Annotated in this window: 10 protein-coding genes; 7 read left to right on the top strand and 3 right to left on the bottom strand. The window is 40.2% G+C overall.

The window, feature by feature from the left end:
* Window positions 1-13: 13 nt before the first annotated feature.
* Window positions 14-4,549, top strand: coding sequence for a two-component regulator propeller domain-containing protein (locus KTR06_RS07825; RefSeq protein ID WP_217290174.1), 4,536 nt, complete (start codon window positions 14-16; stop codon window positions 4,547-4,549).
* Between the two features lie 72 nt (window positions 4,550-4,621).
* Here KTR06_RS07825 and KTR06_RS07830 read toward each other — a convergent pair whose 3' ends face one another.
* Genes KTR06_RS07830 through KTR06_RS07840 form a run of 3 tightly spaced genes read right to left on the bottom strand, consistent with a single transcriptional unit; the run spans window position 4,622 to window position 11,510 of the window.
* Window positions 4,622-6,232, bottom strand: a complete 1,611-nt coding sequence (locus KTR06_RS07830) for a DUF5123 domain-containing protein (protein ID WP_120067176.1) — start codon at window positions 6,230-6,232, stop codon at window positions 4,622-4,624.
* Window positions 6,233-6,264: 32 nt separating this feature from the next.
* Complete coding sequence (locus KTR06_RS07835; RefSeq protein ID WP_120067175.1) at window positions 6,265-8,262, bottom strand: RagB/SusD family nutrient uptake outer membrane protein; 1,998 nt, start codon at window positions 8,260-8,262, stop codon at window positions 6,265-6,267.
* A gap of 26 nt (window positions 8,263-8,288) precedes the next feature.
* Window positions 8,289-11,510, bottom strand: coding sequence for a TonB-dependent receptor (locus KTR06_RS07840; RefSeq protein WP_217290167.1), 3,222 nt, complete (start codon window positions 11,508-11,510; stop codon window positions 8,289-8,291).
* A gap of 297 nt (window positions 11,511-11,807) precedes the next feature.
* Between KTR06_RS07840 and KTR06_RS07845 the strand changes: the two genes are divergently transcribed.
* The 6 genes from KTR06_RS07845 to KTR06_RS07870 all read left to right on the top strand — a co-directional run bounded on the left by KTR06_RS07845 (window position 11,808) and on the right by KTR06_RS07870 (window position 19,532).
* Window positions 11,808-13,448 carry a hypothetical protein gene (locus tag KTR06_RS07845; RefSeq protein ID WP_015532387.1) on the top strand — a complete coding sequence of 547 codons (1,641 nt, stop codon included), beginning with the start codon at window positions 11,808-11,810 and terminating at the stop codon, window positions 13,446-13,448.
* Window positions 13,449-13,495: 47 nt separating this feature from the next.
* On the top strand, window positions 13,496-15,073 hold the full coding sequence (locus KTR06_RS07850; protein WP_117809236.1) for a polysaccharide lyase family 1 protein: 1,578 nt from the start codon (window positions 13,496-13,498) through the stop codon (window positions 15,071-15,073).
* 173 nt (window positions 15,074-15,246) lie between these two features.
* Complete coding sequence (locus tag KTR06_RS07855) at window positions 15,247-16,041, top strand: LiaF domain-containing protein (RefSeq protein ID WP_008020765.1); 795 nt, start codon at window positions 15,247-15,249, stop codon at window positions 16,039-16,041.
* Between the two features lie 3 nt (window positions 16,042-16,044).
* Window positions 16,045-16,863 (top strand): LytTR family DNA-binding domain-containing protein, encoded by an 819-nt coding sequence (locus tag KTR06_RS07860; protein WP_117809218.1) that lies wholly within the window; start codon window positions 16,045-16,047, stop codon window positions 16,861-16,863.
* A gap of 437 nt (window positions 16,864-17,300) precedes the next feature.
* Window positions 17,301-18,281 carry a TIGR01212 family radical SAM protein gene (locus KTR06_RS07865; protein WP_217290168.1) on the top strand — a complete coding sequence of 327 codons (981 nt, stop codon included), beginning with the start codon at window positions 17,301-17,303 and terminating at the stop codon, window positions 18,279-18,281.
* A 54-nt stretch (window positions 18,282-18,335) separates the two neighbouring features.
* Window positions 18,336-19,532, top strand: coding sequence for an FprA family A-type flavoprotein (locus tag KTR06_RS07870; protein WP_008020770.1), 1,197 nt, complete (start codon window positions 18,336-18,338; stop codon window positions 19,530-19,532).
* The last annotated feature ends 29 nt before the right edge of the window (window positions 19,533-19,561 follow it).

Below are 19,561 nucleotides of genomic sequence, written 5' to 3' on the forward strand. Positions count from 1 at the left end.
AGAACCGAGTGATATGATGAAGAAAACCTTAATTTCAGTAATTCTATTGTTAGCTATTGCGTTCTCAACATACGCGCAACAGCACTGTTTTTTCACCCACTATTCTACTGAAGATGGATTATCCCAAAATACAGTGATGAACATCTTGCAGGATCACAAAGACAACCTTTGGTTTGCCACCTGGGATGGTATCAACCGTTTCAACGGTTATACTTTCAAAACATACAAGGCCCGTCAGGGAAACTACATCAGTCTGACCAATAACCGTGTAGATCGTATGTATGAAGATCGTTACGGCTTTCTGTGGTTGCTGACTTATGACAACCGTGTCCATCGTTTCGACCCGAAGACAGAGACATTCGAGCAAGTGCCTGCTGCCGGAGAAGAGGGGAGTGCTTTCAATGTACATACCATTGAAGTGATGCCGAACGGAACCGTCTGGCTGCTGACGGAAAACGACGGAGCCATCCGCATCCTGACGCATCCGGATGAGAATAATCGCTTGACATGGGATATTTATTCCAGCAAGACAGAACTGTTTCCTTCTTTACATGTATTCAAAGTTCATCAAGATAAAGCCGGCAATGACTGGTTGCTGACGGATAATGGCCTCGGTATGATCCATCCCGGAAAGAAAGAGCCGGATTCTTATTTTACGGAGACAAAAGGAAAGTTTGGCGGAATGAATCAGGCTTTCTATGCTGTGCAGGAACGTGATAAAGATATTTGCTTCGCCTCGGATCATGGACGCATCTGGTCTTATCAGAAAGAAAGCGGAGAGTTTACGTTGATCGAGCTTCCCACAAAAGGACAGATCACCTCCATTCATCCCATTGCACCGGACGTATCCGTTATTACTACCGATTCGGATGGCTTCTTTACTTACAACCTGCGAACAAAAACAAACGTACATTACTCGTTCCTGACTTGTAAGGCGTTACCCGCAAAGCCGATCCTTTCTGCATACGTAGACCGTTCTTCGGAAGTGTGGTTCGAACAGGAAGAACCGGGTGTTGTAGCTCATTTTAATCCCTCGACCGGAGTGGTGACCCGTGAACAAATTCCTATCGAATACAGCAATCCCGAACGTTCCCGTCCGGCTTTTCATATCCATGAAGACGTAAACGGTTATCTTTGGGTACATCCTTACGGAGGAGGTTTCTCTTACTTCGATCCTCAAAAAAAATGCTTGGTTCCTTTCTATAACGGACTGGGTAGCCGTGACTGGCGTTTTTCCAATAAGATTCATTCGGCCTTTTCCGACAAACAAGGTAATCTGTGGCTTTGTACCCACTCTAAAGGATTGGAGAAAGTGACTTATCGAAATGTACCCTTTGCGATGATGACCCCTATGCCTCATGAACACGAATCGTTGCATAATGAGGTACGTGCCCTGTGTGAAGACAAACTGGGTAATTTGTGGGTTGGCTTGAAAGACGGTATACTTCGTATATATGATGCCGGCAAAACTTATAAAGGATACCTTACCGAAAGCGGCACGATCTCTACCACCGGTACTCCCATGCTGGGAACCGTTTATTTTGTTATTCAGGATTCAAAAGGAATCATCTGGATTGCGACAAAAGGAGACGGCCTTGTTCGTGCCGAGCCGATTTCTTCCAACGGAATGTCTTATAAGCTGACCCGTTATCTTCATCGTGAAGATGATATGTACAGTTTGAGCGATAATAATGTATATTGCGTCTATGAAGATCATTATGGTCGTATCTGGCTGGCAACTTTTGCCGGAGGTATCAATTATATCACGGAGAATGAAGCTGGAAAGACATTGTTTATCAATCACCGGAACAACCTGAAAGGTTATCCCATTGATCCTTGTTACAAAGCGCGTTTCATCACTTCCGATAACAACGGACGCTTGTGGGTAGGAACAACTACGGGGGCCGTTGCTTTTGATGAGAATTTTAAGAAACCGGAGGATGTGAAGTTCTATCATTTCTCCCGTATGCCGAATGATACGCAAAGCTTGAGTAATAATGATGTCCATTGGATTATCTCCACCAAGAAAAAGGAACTTTACCTGGCTACTTTCGGCGGCGGACTCAACAAGCTGGTATCTATCAGTAAGGACGGTCACGGAGAATTCAAATCATATTCCGTATTGGATGGTCTTCCTTCCGATGTCCTGCTTTCCATTCGCGAAGATAGTAAGCAGAATCTATGGATTAGTACGGAGAATGGAATTTGTAAGTTCATCCCCTCTGAAGAACGTTTTGAAAGTTATGACGAGCGTAGTATCACTTTCCCTGTACGCTTTAGTGAAGCCGCTTCGGCCTTGACAGCTAAAGGAAGCATGCTTTTCGGTGCCAGCGGCGGAGTCTTTATATTTAATCCTGACTCTATTCGTAAGAGCAGCTATATCCCGCCTATCGTATTCTCCAAACTGACAGTGGCTAATGAGGACATTACCCCCGGCGGCAACTCATTGTTGAAAGTGGATATTGACGACGCTGATAAATTGGTTCTTTCGCATAAAGAGAATATTTTCTCCGTTCATTTCGCGGCACTCGATTATACCAATCCGCAGAATATACAGTATGCTTATATTCTCGACGGATTTGAAAAACAGTGGACCTTTGCCGACAAACAGCGTAGCGTGACTTATACGAATCTTCCGAAAGGAGAGTATGTGCTCCGCGTCCGTTCTACCAATAGCGATGGTGTGTGGGTGGATAACGAACGTATCTTGGATATTGTCATTCTGCCTTCTTTCTGGGAAACGCCGATAGCATACGTGCTTTATATACTTTTCATTCTGATTATTATTCTTGTGGCCGTTTATATCCTGTTCACCATTTACCGGTTGAAGCATGAAGTGTCGGTCGAACAGCAGATTTCGGATATAAAACTGCGCTTCTTTACGAATATATCCCATGAGTTGCGTACTCCGCTTACGTTGATAGCAGGTCCGGTAGAGCAGGTCTTGAAGAATGATAAATTGCCGGCTGATGCCCGTGAACAGTTGGTGGTGGTGGAACGGAACACCAGCCGTATGCTTCGTCTTGTCAATCAGATATTGGACTTCCGTAAGATTCAGAACAAGAAGATGAAGATGCAAGTACAGCGTGTAGACATCGTTCCTTTCGTGTGCAAGGTGATGGATAATTTTGAAGCTGTGGCCGAAGAGCATCGGATTGATTTCCTGTTTCAGACGGAAAAGGAGCATCTTTATCTTTGGGTGGACGCCGATAAGCTGGAAAAGATTGTATTCAACCTGCTTTCCAATGCATTTAAGTATACGCCGAATGGCAAGATGATAACGATGTTTATCCGTGAAGATGAGAATACAGTTTCTATCGGTGTACAAGACCAGGGAATTGGTATCGCGGAAAATAAAAAGAAGTCCTTGTTTGTCCGTTTTGAGAATCTGGTGGACAAGAATCTGTTCAATCAGGCTAGTACGGGTATCGGACTTTCATTGGTGAAAGAGCTTGTGGAGATGCACAAGGCTACTATTTCCGTGGATAGTCGTTTGGGAGAGGGAAGTTGTTTCAAAGTCGATTTCCTGAAAGGGAAAGAACATTATGATAAGGAAACCGAGTTTATCCTGGAAGATGCGGAAGCTCCGGTAAGGATGGGGCAAGTGGTGGATATAGCCAACTCTTCCATTCAGTCTGAAACGCTGATACCCGATGATTCGGAGAAAATTGAAGCTGTTTATGAGGAAGATGCTGCGAAAGAAGAAAACTCCAAAGAACTGATGTTATTAGTTGAAGATAATCAGGAGTTACGTGAATTCTTGCGTAGTATATTTTCTCCGATGTACCGGGTAGTGGAAGCTGCCGATGGTAGGGAAGGAGCAAATAAAGCATTGAAGTATCTTCCGGATATTATTATCAGTGACGTGATGATGCCCGAGAAAGACGGTATCGAAATGACGCGTGAACTGCGTGCGGATATGACAACCAGCCATATACCTATTATCCTGCTTACTGCCAAAACTACGATTGAAAGTAAACTGGAAGGACTGGAATATGGTGCGGATGATTATATCACGAAACCTTTCAGTGCTACCTATCTGCAAGCCCGTGTGGAAAATCTGTTGATGCAGCGTAAGAAACTGCAAAGTTTCTATCGGGATAGCCTGATGCATATCCATATCTCTGCCGGTCAGGAGGATGCACCTGTTGCTACGGATGTGCCATCGGCAGAAGAAGACACCTCCGAAACTGTATCTGCAACGCTCGAAATGTCTCCCAACGACCGTAAATTTATGGATAAACTGGTGGAATTAATGGAGCAGAATATGGATAATGGTGAACTGGTGGTAGATGACTTGGTTCGGGAACTGGCTGTCAGTCGCTCTGTCTTCTTTAAGAAACTGAAAACACTAACCGGACTGGCTCCTATCGAATTTATCAAAGAAATGCGTATCAAGCGGGCCACGCAATTAATAGAAACCGGAGAGTTTAATATGACGCAGATTTCATATATGGTCGGTATTAATGATCCACGTTATTTCAGTAAATGTTTCAAGGCGCAAGTTGGAATGACGCCTACGGAGTATCGGGATAAAGTGGGAAGATAATAAGAAAGGCTATCATTTATCTGATAGCCTTTTTTATTCAATATGTCTTTTCTGACATTCTACTCTCTTTTATTATTCTGTCCAGCGAGGGTCACCAATGCTGCTTGGGAATAAGGCATCTATAATTTTGAAGTTTCCTTCTTCCGGATTTTCAAAAACTTCTGTAGATGGCTTATCATATTTGGTTACGTCACCAAGAGTGCTATGGAATGTCATGTCATTGGTACCATAAACTTTCTCGATAGTCAGACTAAGATTAGCAGCTGCATTTGCATTATGAGCTTTTCTATTGCTTCCACCATTAGCCAAGATTGTATTTTTGATAGCTAAAGACATGCCTAGGGTATTTTTATCTCCCAGTTCTAACATAGCTTTTGAACCTCCCCAGCCGTACATCGTACAATAATCGATGGAGAAAGAAGCAGCATTTCCTGCATAGAAGATGCGTCCTTGTGGTTTTATCAAGGTACTATTAGTTATTTCAGTAACAGGAATTTGGGCAACCGTTGATTCTTTATAAGCAAACATATCTCCGCTACAACCATTGATAATAGATTTGTTTACACTAACTTTATTAATTTGGATGCTTATACCTTCTTTGGCTCTTACTAATGATTTAGAGTTACTAATCGTACAGCTTTCTATTAATAAAGTGTTGATATTGGTTGATATATCATCTGTCATATCTGCACCTTTTTGAAGATTAAAGAAATAATCTCCTTGTGCATCAACATTTAAATTATAGAAACGTACCACATCTTTGTTGCCTAAAGTCAAAATAGTCTTAGTTGTCATTGTTGCCTGTTCAGCTCCGCCACTTGCTCCCCAGAATACGATTGATGTAACAGCTTCAGGTACAATGACAGTTTTACTGAATGTGATTGCTGTAGAATGTGGTACAACTAGAACTACATTTCCACTTTGTGCAGCAAGTACCTCGTTTGGATCATCAGCAACAGTAAGATATACAGGTGTGTAACCATCCGGGAAGTTTTCTGTAGTTTGGAATGATTTCTCACCTCTTAATATATCTTCACCGTTAACAGTATTGTATATACCGATAGTGTATGTGGTAGAAGCTGCCAGATCTGTAAGTTGATAACTACCTTCTGCATTCATTTCCGAAGAAATTGGAATGTTTGTTACTGCTGAAGTCTCTGTGTTCGTCAGTAAGAAGTGGGTTACGCTCTGATTCTTTTTCCATGTGATAATGGCAGTAGAACCAGTGATGGTTGAGATCTCCTCAATTAATTGTTCTGTCTTGGTCTTAAAGCTTGTATTTTCCGGATATACCCATTTGGAAGGTGAAGCTGTTTCAGAGCATGAACGGATACGAATATAATAACTGGTATTTGCATCCAATCCTTCAATAGTGTACGGAGAGCTTTTTATACTCTTATCCTCTCCGAAGATAACAGATCCTTCCTGATAATTTTCAGCTGTAAGTTCAGAAGTATTCACTTCAATGATATAATAATCAGTATTGATTGTATTATTCCATATAACTTCAGCATCATTGATGCTAGGGCTGACTGCCAGTTTAGTACTACGGAACAGACGATTATAGGCACTATCTGTTTCCCAATCATTTGCCTTCTCACACGATGAAAGCAGTACGGTCAGGGCTATAAAAAGCCCTGATAAAACCGTGTATTTTGTTGATTTGATAAAATTCATGTTCATGAGATCAATTATTGAATGATATTCATAATTTATTAGAAGTTATAAGAGTTCTCTATGTAACCGTTGGCATCCGAGACAGTTTTGGAGCCTATCGGTAATAGATGTCTATTTTTGATTGTAGCATTTAAACCACTGCTGATATCATCTACATACTCAAGATTTAAATCATTGGTTGTTTTACTGGTATCTGCTACTCCCTTCTTCCATTCATAGTTGGTTCCCCAACCGGTAACATATTCATAACCTGCAGTTTTAGCAGCTTCTTTCACTTTATCTGGATCTTCAAGGTTGCTAAGCTCATTAGGAATTTGTTCAGTACGCCAAGTGATACTATTCATATCAATAGAATACGGATCATCTGTCTTCATTTTATAGAAGATGAATTTGGGAGCAGTCTCAATCATAGTTTTGTAGTCTGTTCTGAATTGATCCAGCTTTTCGGAAAGTGTTCCCCAACGTATCAGGTCATATTTGCGAACACATTCACCTGCAAACTCCCATGCACGTTCTTGGTCAAGGGCTTCCATGAAATTGTTTCGGGCAGATGCTTCGATTGCAGTTTTAGCAGCATTTTGAGCAGCAGTGTCAAAGGCACGAATATGTACTTCTGTTAAAGCTTCAAGTGCAGTTTTTGTAGTGGTACCATTGGGATTGCTGCCTTCTAATCCATACAAGTTATACATCACTTCAGCATACATTAATAAAATATCAGAATAACGCATAACTACCCAGTTAATACCTGGAGCCCACTTCTGGTCTGTATTTTGTGCCAGAGAGATGATTGCATCATCCATTTTACGAATGTCCCATTTTGCTACATAGGCACTGAAAGGAGCGTTAGAAAGCAATGTCTCTTTTATCACAGCTTTATTGTCTACTGTCGTTTGTTTTAATTCATAGTAAGCACATGTAATATCTCTACGGCTGTCGTTATTATCAAAAGATAAAATATAAGAAGCTGTAAGTCTGATATTACCACTGCTATTACCTTTTGCGCCATATTTGTTGCTGGCACCATTGATACGAACTCCGGTACTGTAACCCATTTCACCAGATCTACCTAATCCGTGAGCTACCTCATATAGATTTTCATAATATTTGGTATCCAGTGTCCGTTTATTGATTAAATCCCATTGGTTTTCAAAAGATGGATTCAGTTTATGAACTTGTTTGCTTACTACAATATCCAAATGTGCTAATGCACGTTCGTGTAATTTTTGAACTTCAGCTACAGACGGACATTGAGTAGGGAATTGTCCGTCGCTGCAAGTCGGATGATTTCTATAACCTGCTTTTGCCTGTTCGCGAATACTATATCCGGCACGTGATAAAGCGATACGGGCAAATAGACCGTGTGCAAAGCCAGCAGTGGCATGTTCCGTTGTATATCCATCTTCACCTGCCCATGGAAGATAATTGGCAGCTTCGTCCAGATCATCTAACAACTGGTCTAAAATAATATCCCGGTCTGTTTTTGCTGCATACATGTTAGAACCATCAGGTTGGGTAGGCTCAAAGCGCATCGGAACATCTCCGTAATTCTTAACTATATCATAATATACCATTGCACGCATGGTTAATGCTTCTCCTAAATAACGGAGCATTGGTTTACGGGTGGTAGTTCCTTCTGCTAACAAGTCACTATTACGAATACCGTCAATAACGATATTGGCATTCTCAATAATAGCAAAACATCTTTCCCAGTTCGTATCGAGTTTATCCCATCCTTTGCTTAGATAGTAATTCCCTAATCCTCTTTCTGAATTTTGATGAACTTCCGATTGCTTGGTTGCATTTGCCAGTTCAATATCCGTATTATTACCGAAATTGATAGGAATACGGGAACCATAAGTGTGGTCGTATGTCAAATCGGCATATACCTTGTTTAACGCCTGTTCTGTATACACAACGGAGTTAAAAACATTTTCTCCTTTCAACTCCGAAGGGGATGACTGGTCGAGAAAGTCACTGCATGAAAGCAAGCTGAACAATCCGGTTCCTAGTAATACTAATTTTATATAAGTTTTCATATATGTATTTCCTTTCTATTTATGGGTTAGAATGTAACATTAATACCCCCTACAAATGAGCGGCTTTTGGGATATGCAGAATAATCTACGCCCGGAGTCATTGGAGTACTGCGGCGTGTATCTACTTCCGGATCTGCTCCCGAGTATTTTGTGAAACAATACAAGTTGTAACCAGTCACGTAGATACGTACGTTTTGCATAAACATTTTGTTTACGAAAACTTTAGGTAATGTATATCCGATTGAAATGTTATTGACACGCAGGAAAGAACCATCTTCTACTGCCCAGTCAAGTAATGGCATTTCTGTGATTGAACCTGGATTATACATGGAAGCTCCGGCATTTATTTCATTTAAGCGATTAATAGTATAATCAAGCCCATTACTCTTGATATATGAACTTTTCAGCATGTTTTCTCCTGTTGACGGATCAATCCAGGAATAACGGTTAGCTAATGTAAAGTTATCATTTAAATTCCATCCTTTTTTAGTATCATTGTAGTAACTTGAACCTAACTTGGTTGCATTCACAATCTTGTTACCAAGAGAGTAATTGAAGAAGGCTGATAAATCAAAGTTCTTGTAACGCATGTTTATACCGAAACCACCGGTAACAGTTGGAACAGTATTTCCTAGACGTTTCTTCGTAAATTTACCATCTTCATCAGCTTTCAGTTTTAGTGAGCCCGGACCAAAATTGTTATATTTAATCAGTTCTGTCGGATCAGTGAGATTCTCGTTAAGTATCCACTTGCTGCCGTCCCATGAAAAATCGTCAGTAGTATAGAAGCCATCCAATTCATATCCATATACTTCTCCCAGACGTCCTCCTTCTTCAATGAAGAAGTCGTTTTGTCCGGCAGGTTTGCCTCCCCAGTTACTACTTTGCCAGGTTTGTCCTCCGGCTAACTTATCAATTTTGGCTCTATTATAAGAAATGTTGAAGTTGGCATTTAAACCAAAATCTTTAGTATCTACTATGACTGCGTCTAATGCTAATTCTATACCTTTATTTGATGTCTGTCCAAAGTTCTTATATTGGGTAGAAAAACCAGTGCTTGAAGGTATTGTTGCATTCATCAACAAGTCTTTAGTTGTATTCCAGTATGCATCAATACTACCGGATAAACGGTTGTTCCAGAATCCGAAGTCAATACCTAAGTTACGGGTAAGTGTTGTTTCCCATTTTAGGTCAGGATTAGAAAGATTAGAAGCATGTTGTAATACAACAGCACTTGTTTCATTGAAATAAATGTTCTTATCACTTGTCTCTGCTAATGAGAAAGTAGAATTAATGGCACCCGATTTAATACGGTTATTACCAGCTGTACCTACACTTAAACGAAGTTTTAGGTTGGATAACCATTCTTTGCTTCTTTCCATCCATGCTTCGTCAGATATTCTCCATGCTAAAGCTAATGACGGGAAATATCCCCATTGGTTTCCTTTTGAGAATTTGCTGGAGCCATCGGCACGCATTGTGAAAGTCATCAGATACTTGTCTTGTATCGTATAGTTGACACGTCCGAAGAACGATAATAGATTGTCTTTGAAACCAATATAAGTAGAGGTAGGCAATGCCGTTCCGTTACTCATACCAGAAAGGACATCACTGATAGTCATATATTTGGAAAAAGCAACAGAAGTATTAATCGTTTCATGATCGTAACTACTTGAAACTTCATGTCCTAACATAACATTTAATTTGTGAGTGTTATTCAAGAACTTAGTATCATACGTTACTGTATTTGCATTACGCCAGTTTTTATTAACGACCTTATTTAACAGAGCTTGTGGCTGTCCATAATAACCATATTTAGAATTACTTGTAGCTTCCACTCCCCATACTTGGTCAGTATTGTTATATCTCCATCCATAACCAAACTCACTTCTGAATGTTAATCCTTTGATTGGTTTCCAGTTAAGTCCTACGTTATAGTTTTGTTGCAAGCGGGTTTGTTTCTTGTAAGTTGCATTTAAACGTTCCAGTGGGTTATATTGTGCATTGTTCACATTTTCATCATCATCGCTGTCTGAACTTGTTGTATTAATTTCCTCTACCGGTTTGTAGATGACGGAACGTGATATTAGTGAATTGGCTGCACTTGATTCGTTTGCATCTGCTCCACCACTGATACCATCAATCGTTTGGTAACTAAAACGGGCATTAAAGTCCATTGTTAACCATTTGTTGATATTGGTATTAAGTTTGGCATTAATATTCTCTTTTGAGAAACCTGAACCAAGCATGATACTTTTTTCTTCGTTATGGGCATAACTAACACTGAATTTGGTATCTTTATTACCTCCACTCACACTCACATTGTATTGCTGTTGATTTCCTGTACGACCAAAAATCTCATCCTGGTAGTCGGTGCCTTTCATAGATTTGTAAATATCCAAATCATCAAACATACCATATTTCATCCCTTCCTGGTCTATTTCCTGTTGCCATAACACATATTCGTAAGGGTTCAGTACATCTACCATTTTAGTAACTTTACGAACACCGAACGAAGCCCCCAAATTTACCTGAATCTTACCTTCTTGACCGGATTTAGTAGTAATGATGATAACACCGTTTGCACCACGGGCACCATAAATAGCAGTAGAAGAAGCATCTTTCAATACATCTACCGATTGAATATCTGTTGGAGCAATATCAGAGATACTTGATACGGGAAATCCGTCTACAATATAAAGCGGTGAATTATCTTGAGATAGAGAACCGCCACCACGTACGCGGATTTTTACGTCTGCATCAGGAGAACCTTCAGTCGTTGTGATAGATACACCAGCCATTTTTCCCTGTAATGCTTCTGATGCAGAAGATACCGGAATGGCAGCTATCTGTTTGGCACTAACGGAAGATACGGAACCAGTCAGATCCTTTTTTGCAACGGTTCCGTAACCAATTACCACAACTTCGTCCAATGCTTGTGTATCATCGGAAAGAGTGACATTAATTTGACTTTGTCCTTTTACAGCAATATCCTGAGTTTTCATTCCGATATAAGAAATTGTAAGGGTTGCTTTTGAAGGAACCTTGATAGAATAGTTACCATCTAAATCAGTAATTGTACCATTGGTAGTATTACCTTTCTCTACTACAGAAGCTCCGATGATCGGTTCTCCTGTTGTGTCTTTCACATTACCTTTTACGGTAATTGTTTGCGCTGATACGCCAAGCGATATCGCTGCAAATAGCATTAGCAGCCAACTGCGCATGTTTTTCACTTTGTTAGACATTCTTTGCATGTTTATTAATTAATGGTTATTGTTTTGATTCTGTACTCACATTTAGAGTTAATTCCTCGGTACAAAAGTATATGAATGTGAATATAGATATGTGCAATATTTGTTTTTCACCTAGTATTTTTTGTTTTTTAATAGCCGGCAGGCATTTTTAGAATAGTTTTAAAACAAAAAATACACATGCTAGCTTGAAAAGCCTTGTTTTATCGATTTTAATGATTTGGAAAAACAAAATTTGAACAAGACTTTTCTTTATCCTGTCTACTTTTGTCCTCATTAATCTAATAATGTATGAAAATGGATATAATTCTAAGTAAATGGTGTTTGGCCATTTTGTTTGCTTTTGGAATTCTGGCGTGTACTGATGGTGGTGACGCAAATGAATTGCCTAAAGAACCTGAAGGGACTGGAGAAACTCAAGATGAAAAGATACCAGCTTTTCCTGGGGCAGAAGGACATGGACGCTACACAACCGGTGGGCGTGGTGGCGATGTATATATTGTTACTTCATTGGAGGACAAGTTGCAGAACGGAACTTTACGTTATGGTATTGAGAAATTAAGCGGAAAACGTACAATTATTTTCCAGGTATCCGGAACTATTCATTTAAACGGTGATTTAAAGATTAAGAATGGAGATTTGACCATTGCAGGACAGACGGCTCCGGGGGATGGTATTTGTTTGGCTGGTTATCCGGTTTTCTTGGAAGCAGACAATGTTATTGTCCGTTTTATGCGTTTTCGAATGGGAAATAAAGAAGATGTCAGTGCAGACGGAGCCGACGCCTTTGGCGGTCGGTATCATAAAAATATAATGATTGATCATTGTTCTATGAGTTGGTGTACTGACGAATGTGTTTCTTTCTATCAAAATGAGAATTTTACACTGCAATGGTGTCTTATTTCTGAAAGTCTGCGTTTAGGTGGGCATACGAAAGGTCCTCATGGTTATGGTGGTATATGGGGAGGTATGAAAGCTTCTTTTCACCATAATCTATTGGCACATCATGATAGCCGTAATCCTCGTCTAGGTCCTGGAGTTAATTCGACAAAAGAGAATGAAATTGTTGATATGCGTAATAATGTCATTTATAACTGGTGTGGAAACTCTTGTTATGGTGGAGAAGCCATGCATGTAAATATTGTGAATAATTTTTATAAGCCGGGGCCTGCCACTCCTACTGGCACTTCTAAACGTGGACGTATTATTGCCATTGACAAAAAAGTGAGTGATTCGGATAAGAAATCATATCCGGCCATTTTTGACACTTGGGGAGATTTCTTTATCCAAGGAAATGTGGTGGATGATGGGCAAATTAATGGTGCGGCTGATTACGATCGTTGTATGAAGGCTACAAAGGATAACTGGGAGTACGGAGTTTATAATCAGTTTGATAAAAAGTATGGAACGTTGGATGAAAGTACAAAAAAAGCTCTTAAACGTACTACTCCTGTAGAAACAGGTACTGTTACCACTCATGATGCCCGTATGGCTTTTGAGCGTGTTATGGATTATGCAGGTTGTTCTTTGCACAGGGATAGAGTGGATGAACGTATTGTTCAGGAGACTCGTACCGGGACTGCGAACTATCAGGGAATGAACGAGCACAATGGTCAGGGAGTTGTTGAAGGTATTGATTGGAAAAGCGTGGGGTATCCAAAGAAAGGTATCATTGATAGTCAGGATGATGTGATTCCTGTTGGAGAATCTTCAGCATGGCCTGAATTGGTACAAGGTGTTATTCTGAAGGATTCGGATAATGATGGTATGCCTGATGAATGGGAAAAAAAGTATGGTTTGAATCCGAATGATGCTTCTGACCGAAATGGTAAAACAGTAGATGAGGAAGGAACATATACAAATCTGGAGATGTATATGAATAGCTTGGTACAAAAGATTGTTGAGGAACAGAATAAAGGAGGAGTACAATAAATAAATTTGGTGTATTTTTGTATTATTCCATAAATAAAAATATGAATATGAATTTGATCTTTCGTTGTTTAACCGTTTTATTAACTCTGATCGGAAATGAGGCTGCTTTTGCCTCTGCTGGTATTGGTAACACTCTTGATTTTGGAGAGTTGGCTGCTTTTCCCGGAGCAGAAGGATATGGACGTATGACTACAGGCGGACGTGGAGGTGAAGTGTATATTGTTACTTCTTTAGCAGATGATGGGATGCCTGGCACTTTACGTTATGGTATAGAAAAGTTGGATGGTCCTCGTACTATCATTTTTCAAGTGTCCGGTACAATATTTCTGCATAAAGACCTAAAAATACGGAAAGGGGATTTGACTATTGCGGGACAAACTGCACCAGGAAACGGTATTTGCATAGCGGGTTATCCGGTGACAAATTATGCTAGTAATGTAATTCTCCGTTTTTTACGTTTCCGTATGGGTAATAAAGAATGTGTGCATCCTGACGGTGCAGATGCTTTAGGAGGAAAAGGGGCAAGGAATGTGATTATAGACCATTGCTCTATCAGCTGGTGTACAGATGAATGTGCCTCTTTTTATGAAAATGATGATTTTACTATGCAGTGGTGCATTATTTCTGAAAGTCTTAGATTAGGTGGACATACCAAAGGTCCTCATGGATATGGAGGAATTTGGGGAGGTGAACACTCTTCTTATCACCATAATTTATTAGCCCATCATGATAGCCGGAATCCCCGTTTCGGATTAGGAGCTAAGGTACGTAAGAATGGAGAATGTGATGGTGATTATGTAGATTTTCGCAATAATGTGATCTATAATTGGGGTATGAACAGTTCGTATGGTGGTGAAAGGATGAATATTAATATAGTGAACAATTATTATAAACCAGGTCCTGCAACGGTGACAGGCTCTAAACGTGGACGGATTTTTGCTATAGATGCAACAGAAAATAGGAATGGGGGGTATCTGTGGGGAAAGTATTATATCGATGGTAACGTTGTAGATGGAGGGGCAGATGATAAAAACAGCCAAAAGGCTACAGCTAATAATTGGGAATATGGAGTCTACAATCAATTTTCGAATAATTATAAGAAAGTAGTTACGCAAAAAACTAAAGACTCGATTCGATTGGACAAACCTCATGAATTTGCATCGGTAACAACACATTCTGCTTTCAATGCTTATAAACAAGTGTTGGATTATGCGGGGTGTTCATTGCATCGAGATGATGTGGATGCACGTATTGTGAAGGAAACACGTACGAGAACAGCTGGATATAAAGGTTTGAATGTTCATAATGGAGAAGGAGGTATTTGGAAAAGTGAAGGATATCCGAAACCAGGATTGATAGATAGTCAGGATGATTTGCTCTCGTTAAATACTTCGGAAAATGTTTCCGCATGGCCAGTTCTTTTACAGAGAAGTACCTTGATTGATTCTGATAATGATGGTATGCCTGATGCATGGGAGAGAAAATTCGGATTAAATCCTCATGATGCTTCTGATGGCAATGGAAAAACGATAGATAAATATGGCCAGTATACAAATCTGGAAATGTATATGAATAGTTTGGTGCATGACATTATTGAAAAACAAAATAGCGGTGGAAAGAAGTAATCTGCAAACATCGTATTGAGAATTATCTTTATCAGGTAAGATACTTTATAGTCAGTTTCACCGGTTTTTATCCGGCATTCATCGGAATTTATACCGGAAATCAACAGAAAAGGCTGTAGAAGCAGTGGGAAATGATGTATCTTTGAACCATTAATCAATTAATAATAGAGACAATGGAAGAGAAACAAAAATTTCCCACTGCTACAGGCTTTTCCGGTAAAATACTGATAGCTTCGCTTTTTATCCTTTCCGGGATTCTGCTGTTTGCCCGTAATATGGGATGGATTACATCTGAAGTCTTCGATATGATCGTATCCTGGCATTCACTCCTTATTATATTAGGTATATATTCTATGATTCGCCGCCATTTCATCGGTGGAATCATCCTTTTGTTGATAGGTTTGTATTTTTTGATTGGAGGGCTTTCATGGTTGCCCGAAAATTCGCAGGCAATGGTATGGCCTATCGCTCTGATAACAGCAGGTGTCTTATTCTTTTTTAAATCCGGCAAGAACAGGCGGGGGCACTGGGCACACCATCATGCCATGCAACATCGTCAGAAATGGATGAAGATGCATCAGGGACAACCCGGCATGAATTTTGAAAGTGAGCAACAGCAGGCAGAGTCAGTAGATGGTTTTCTACGTGCCGAGAATGTTTGGGGAGCTGCCCGTCACGTGGTGCTTGACGAATTGTTTAAAGGAGCTGTCATTCGCACATCTTTCGGAGGAACGACGATTGATTTGCGCCATACCCATATTGCACCCGGAGAAACATACATAGATTTGGATTGCAGTTGGGGAGGAGTTGAGATATATGTCCCTTCTGACTGGAAAGTCGTGTTTAAATGCAATGCTTTCTTTGGAGGATGTGATGATAAACGTTGGCAGAATGGAAATATAAATAAGGAGAGTGTGTTGGTAATTCGGGGAACACTTTCTTTCGGAGGCTTGGAGGTTAAAGGCTAGCGTATGAAAGCACATCCGATTATAGAATCTCCTTTTCGTTGGATTCCGATACTGGTGCTGGCATTGATTCTGGTTGTATTCCAAGTAGCTTTAGTCTGTGGATACACCGGAAACGATTATCTTCCCGCTTTGGTAGATGGAATAGTAACGATCGGTTGGTTGGCGGCTATCGCCTATCTGGCATGGTTTGTGGTCGGTCTTGTCTCGTTGTTCCAGACGGATGTAATTATGATTATCGTTGGAAGTCTGCTTTGGCTGGCAGGAAGTTTTATGGTCTGTGACATAATGGTGAGAATTGTAGGAGTGTCCTATGTTCCTTTTGCGCAGACAATCCCTTTCCGGTTATTGTTCGGACTACCGGTTTTAATTGCTATTACTCTATGGTACCGCTTGATAGTCACAAAAGAAGAAGTACAAAATCAGGAACTGGAAAAAGAACTGGCTGTACATCAGGTGAATGTGGCTGAACAGCAGGAAGAATCACCCATTGAATGGATAGATCGTATTACAGTGAAAGACGGCTCCCGGATTCATTTGGTGAAGGCAGACGAATTGATTTACATACAAGCATGTGGAGATTATGTGATGCTGATAACCCCCACAGGCGAATACCTGAAAGAGCAGACCATGAAGTATTTTGAAACTCATCTCTCTCCGGATACATTTGTTCGGGTGCATCGTTCTACGATTGTGAATGTTACGCAGATTTCCCGGGTCGAGCTTTTTGGAAAAGAAACCTATCAGTTATTATTGAAGAATGGAGTGAAACTTCGGGTTAGTCTTTCCGGTTATCGATTATTGAAAGAACGATTGGGGATATAAAGTTTGTTTATTCTGATTTTGTAATATACTCTCACTACAGCCCTATTATAAATGTTTCACTTAGCAGATCGGTTGGGCAATAATATTGGTCTCTCTTCTTTATTTTGAAAAAGTGAAATGAATAATATTCGTTAAAAAAATCCTCTTTATAATCTTATTCAGAATATAAAGAGGATAATTTTATTGACAAGAGTTGCATGGGGTATGGTGAGATGAAATCATAATTGGGGAATAATTGCACAAGACTTTCACAAGTATCCTCCTGCCAATGCCTAAAATCATTACAAAGCTAATTAAATAGTTTTTTGAATAGCAATGTTTATTAATTTATCTTATGGAATTTATGAAATTTTTAATATATTGAAGATATTTTGTGTCAACTTTCCATAACTCGCTGATTTTGCTTATGTTTGTAGGTAAAATAAAGAAAGAAGTGAATGAACATGTCTACGCAGCTATTATATAATGATTTTCCTACTTTTTTGCGGAAATATTTTCCTTACAAGGTACAAAAGATTTCATTGAACGCAGGTTTCACTTGTCCTAATCGTGACGGAACAAAAGGATGGGGCGGATGTACATATTGCAATAACCAGACTTTTAATCCGGATTACTGCTGGACAGAGAAGTCTATCACTACCCAATTGGAAGAAGGGAAATGCTTTTTTGCCCATAAATATCCGGAAATGAAATATTTGGCTTACTTTCAGGCTTATACCAATACGTATGCCGAACTGGAAGGCTTGAAGCGTAAATATGAAGAAGCGTTGACGGTAGACGGGGTGGTCGGATTGGTAATAGGTACACGCCCCGATTGTATGCCGGAGAGTTTGTTGCGTTACTTGGAAGAATTGAACAAACATACTTTCCTTATGGTTGAATATGGGATCGAGAGCACTTGCGACGAAACCTTAAAACGCATTAACCGGGGGCATACTTATGCCGATACGGTGGAAGCCGTCCGGCGGACAGCCGCCTGTGGTATCCTGACAGGCGGACATATCATCCTCGGACTTCCGGGAGAAACGCATGATACGATGGTGGCACAAGCGGAAATCCTTTCCGACCTGCCTTTAGCTACACTCAAGATCCATCAGTTGCAATTGATTCGTGGTACACGCATGGCACATGAGTATGAGGAAGCTCCTGATGGTTTTCATTTGTTTAACGAGGTGGAGGAATACATTGGTCTGGTGATTGATTATGTAGAACATCTTCGTCCCGATATAGTTGTGGAGCGTTTTGTTTCCCAATCTCCTAAAGATTTATTAATAGCTCCGGGCTGGGGATTGAAAAATTATGAATTTGTAGCGCGTTTACAAAAAAGAATGAAAGAAAGAGGTGCTTATCAAGGTAAGAAGTATAGGGATTCGGAAAAAAGGATTATTTTTGCAGACGATAAACTTACCACTGAATAAATAGCTGTTTGAGCGGAATATAGATGGTGGAAGAAATATAAATGGATTTGAAGAATGGAACATAAAACAAGAATTAAAGGAAATGTCCACTATGTGGGAGTGAATGACCGTAACAAGCACAGATTTGAAGGGATGTGGCCATTGCCCTATGGAGTTTCATATAACTCTTATCTGATTGATGATGAAATGGTGGCATTGGTGGATACGGTAGATATTTGTTATTTTGAAGTCTACTTGCGCAAGATCAAGCAAGTGATTGGAGAACGTCCTATTAATTATTTGATTATAAACCACATGGAACCGGATCATTCGGGATCTATCCGACTGATTAAGCAACATTATCCGGAAATTATTATCGTGGGTAACAAGCAGACATTCGGTATGATTGAAGGTTTCTACGGTGTAACCGGCGAACAGTATCTGGTAAAGGAAGGTGATTTCTTAGCTTTGGGACATCATAAACTGCGTTTTTATATGACTCCGATGGTGCATTGGCCGGAAACGATGATGACTTTTGATGAAACGGACGGCGTTCTTTTCTCCGGCGACGGATTCGGATGCTTTGGCACTGTAGATGGCGGATTCCTAGATACGCGGATCAATGTGGATAAGTATTGGGGGGAAATGGTTCGTTACTACTCTAACATCGTAGGCAAATACGGAAGCCCCGTGCAAAAAGCTTTGCAAAAATTGGGAGGACTACCTATTTCTGCCATCTGTTCTACACATGGTCCGGTATGGACAGAGAATATTGCCAAGGTAATTGGTATCTATGACCGTTTGAGTCGTTATGATGCAGACGAAGGTGTTGTTATTGCTTATGGAAGCATGTATGGAAATACGGAGCAAATGGCGGAAGCTATTGCAGAAGAGCTTTCGGCACAGGGTGTTAAGAACATTGTCATGCATAATGTGACAAAGAGCCATCCTTCTTATATTATAGCGGATATTTTCCGTTACAAGGGATTGATTATCGGTTCTCCCACTTATAGTAATCAGATATTCCCGGAAGTGGAAGCGCTGCTCTCAAAGATTCTGCTGCGTGAGGTGAAGGGACGCTATTTGGGTTATTTCGGTTCTTTCACATGGGCAGGTGCTGCTGTGAAACGTCTGGCAGAGTTTGCGGAAAAGAGCAAATTCGAATTGGTCGGTGATCCGGTGGAGATGAAACAGGCAATGAAAGACCTGACTTATACTCAATGTGAAAACCTGGCACGTGCCATGGCGGATCGTTTGAAGAAAGATCGTTAAAACTGTGAATGAGATAATAATTTATTAAC

It is taken from the genome of Bacteroides sp. MSK.20.12 (assembly GCF_019052435.1).
Lineage (GTDB): Bacteria > Bacteroidota > Bacteroidia > Bacteroidales > Bacteroidaceae > Bacteroides > Bacteroides xylanisolvens.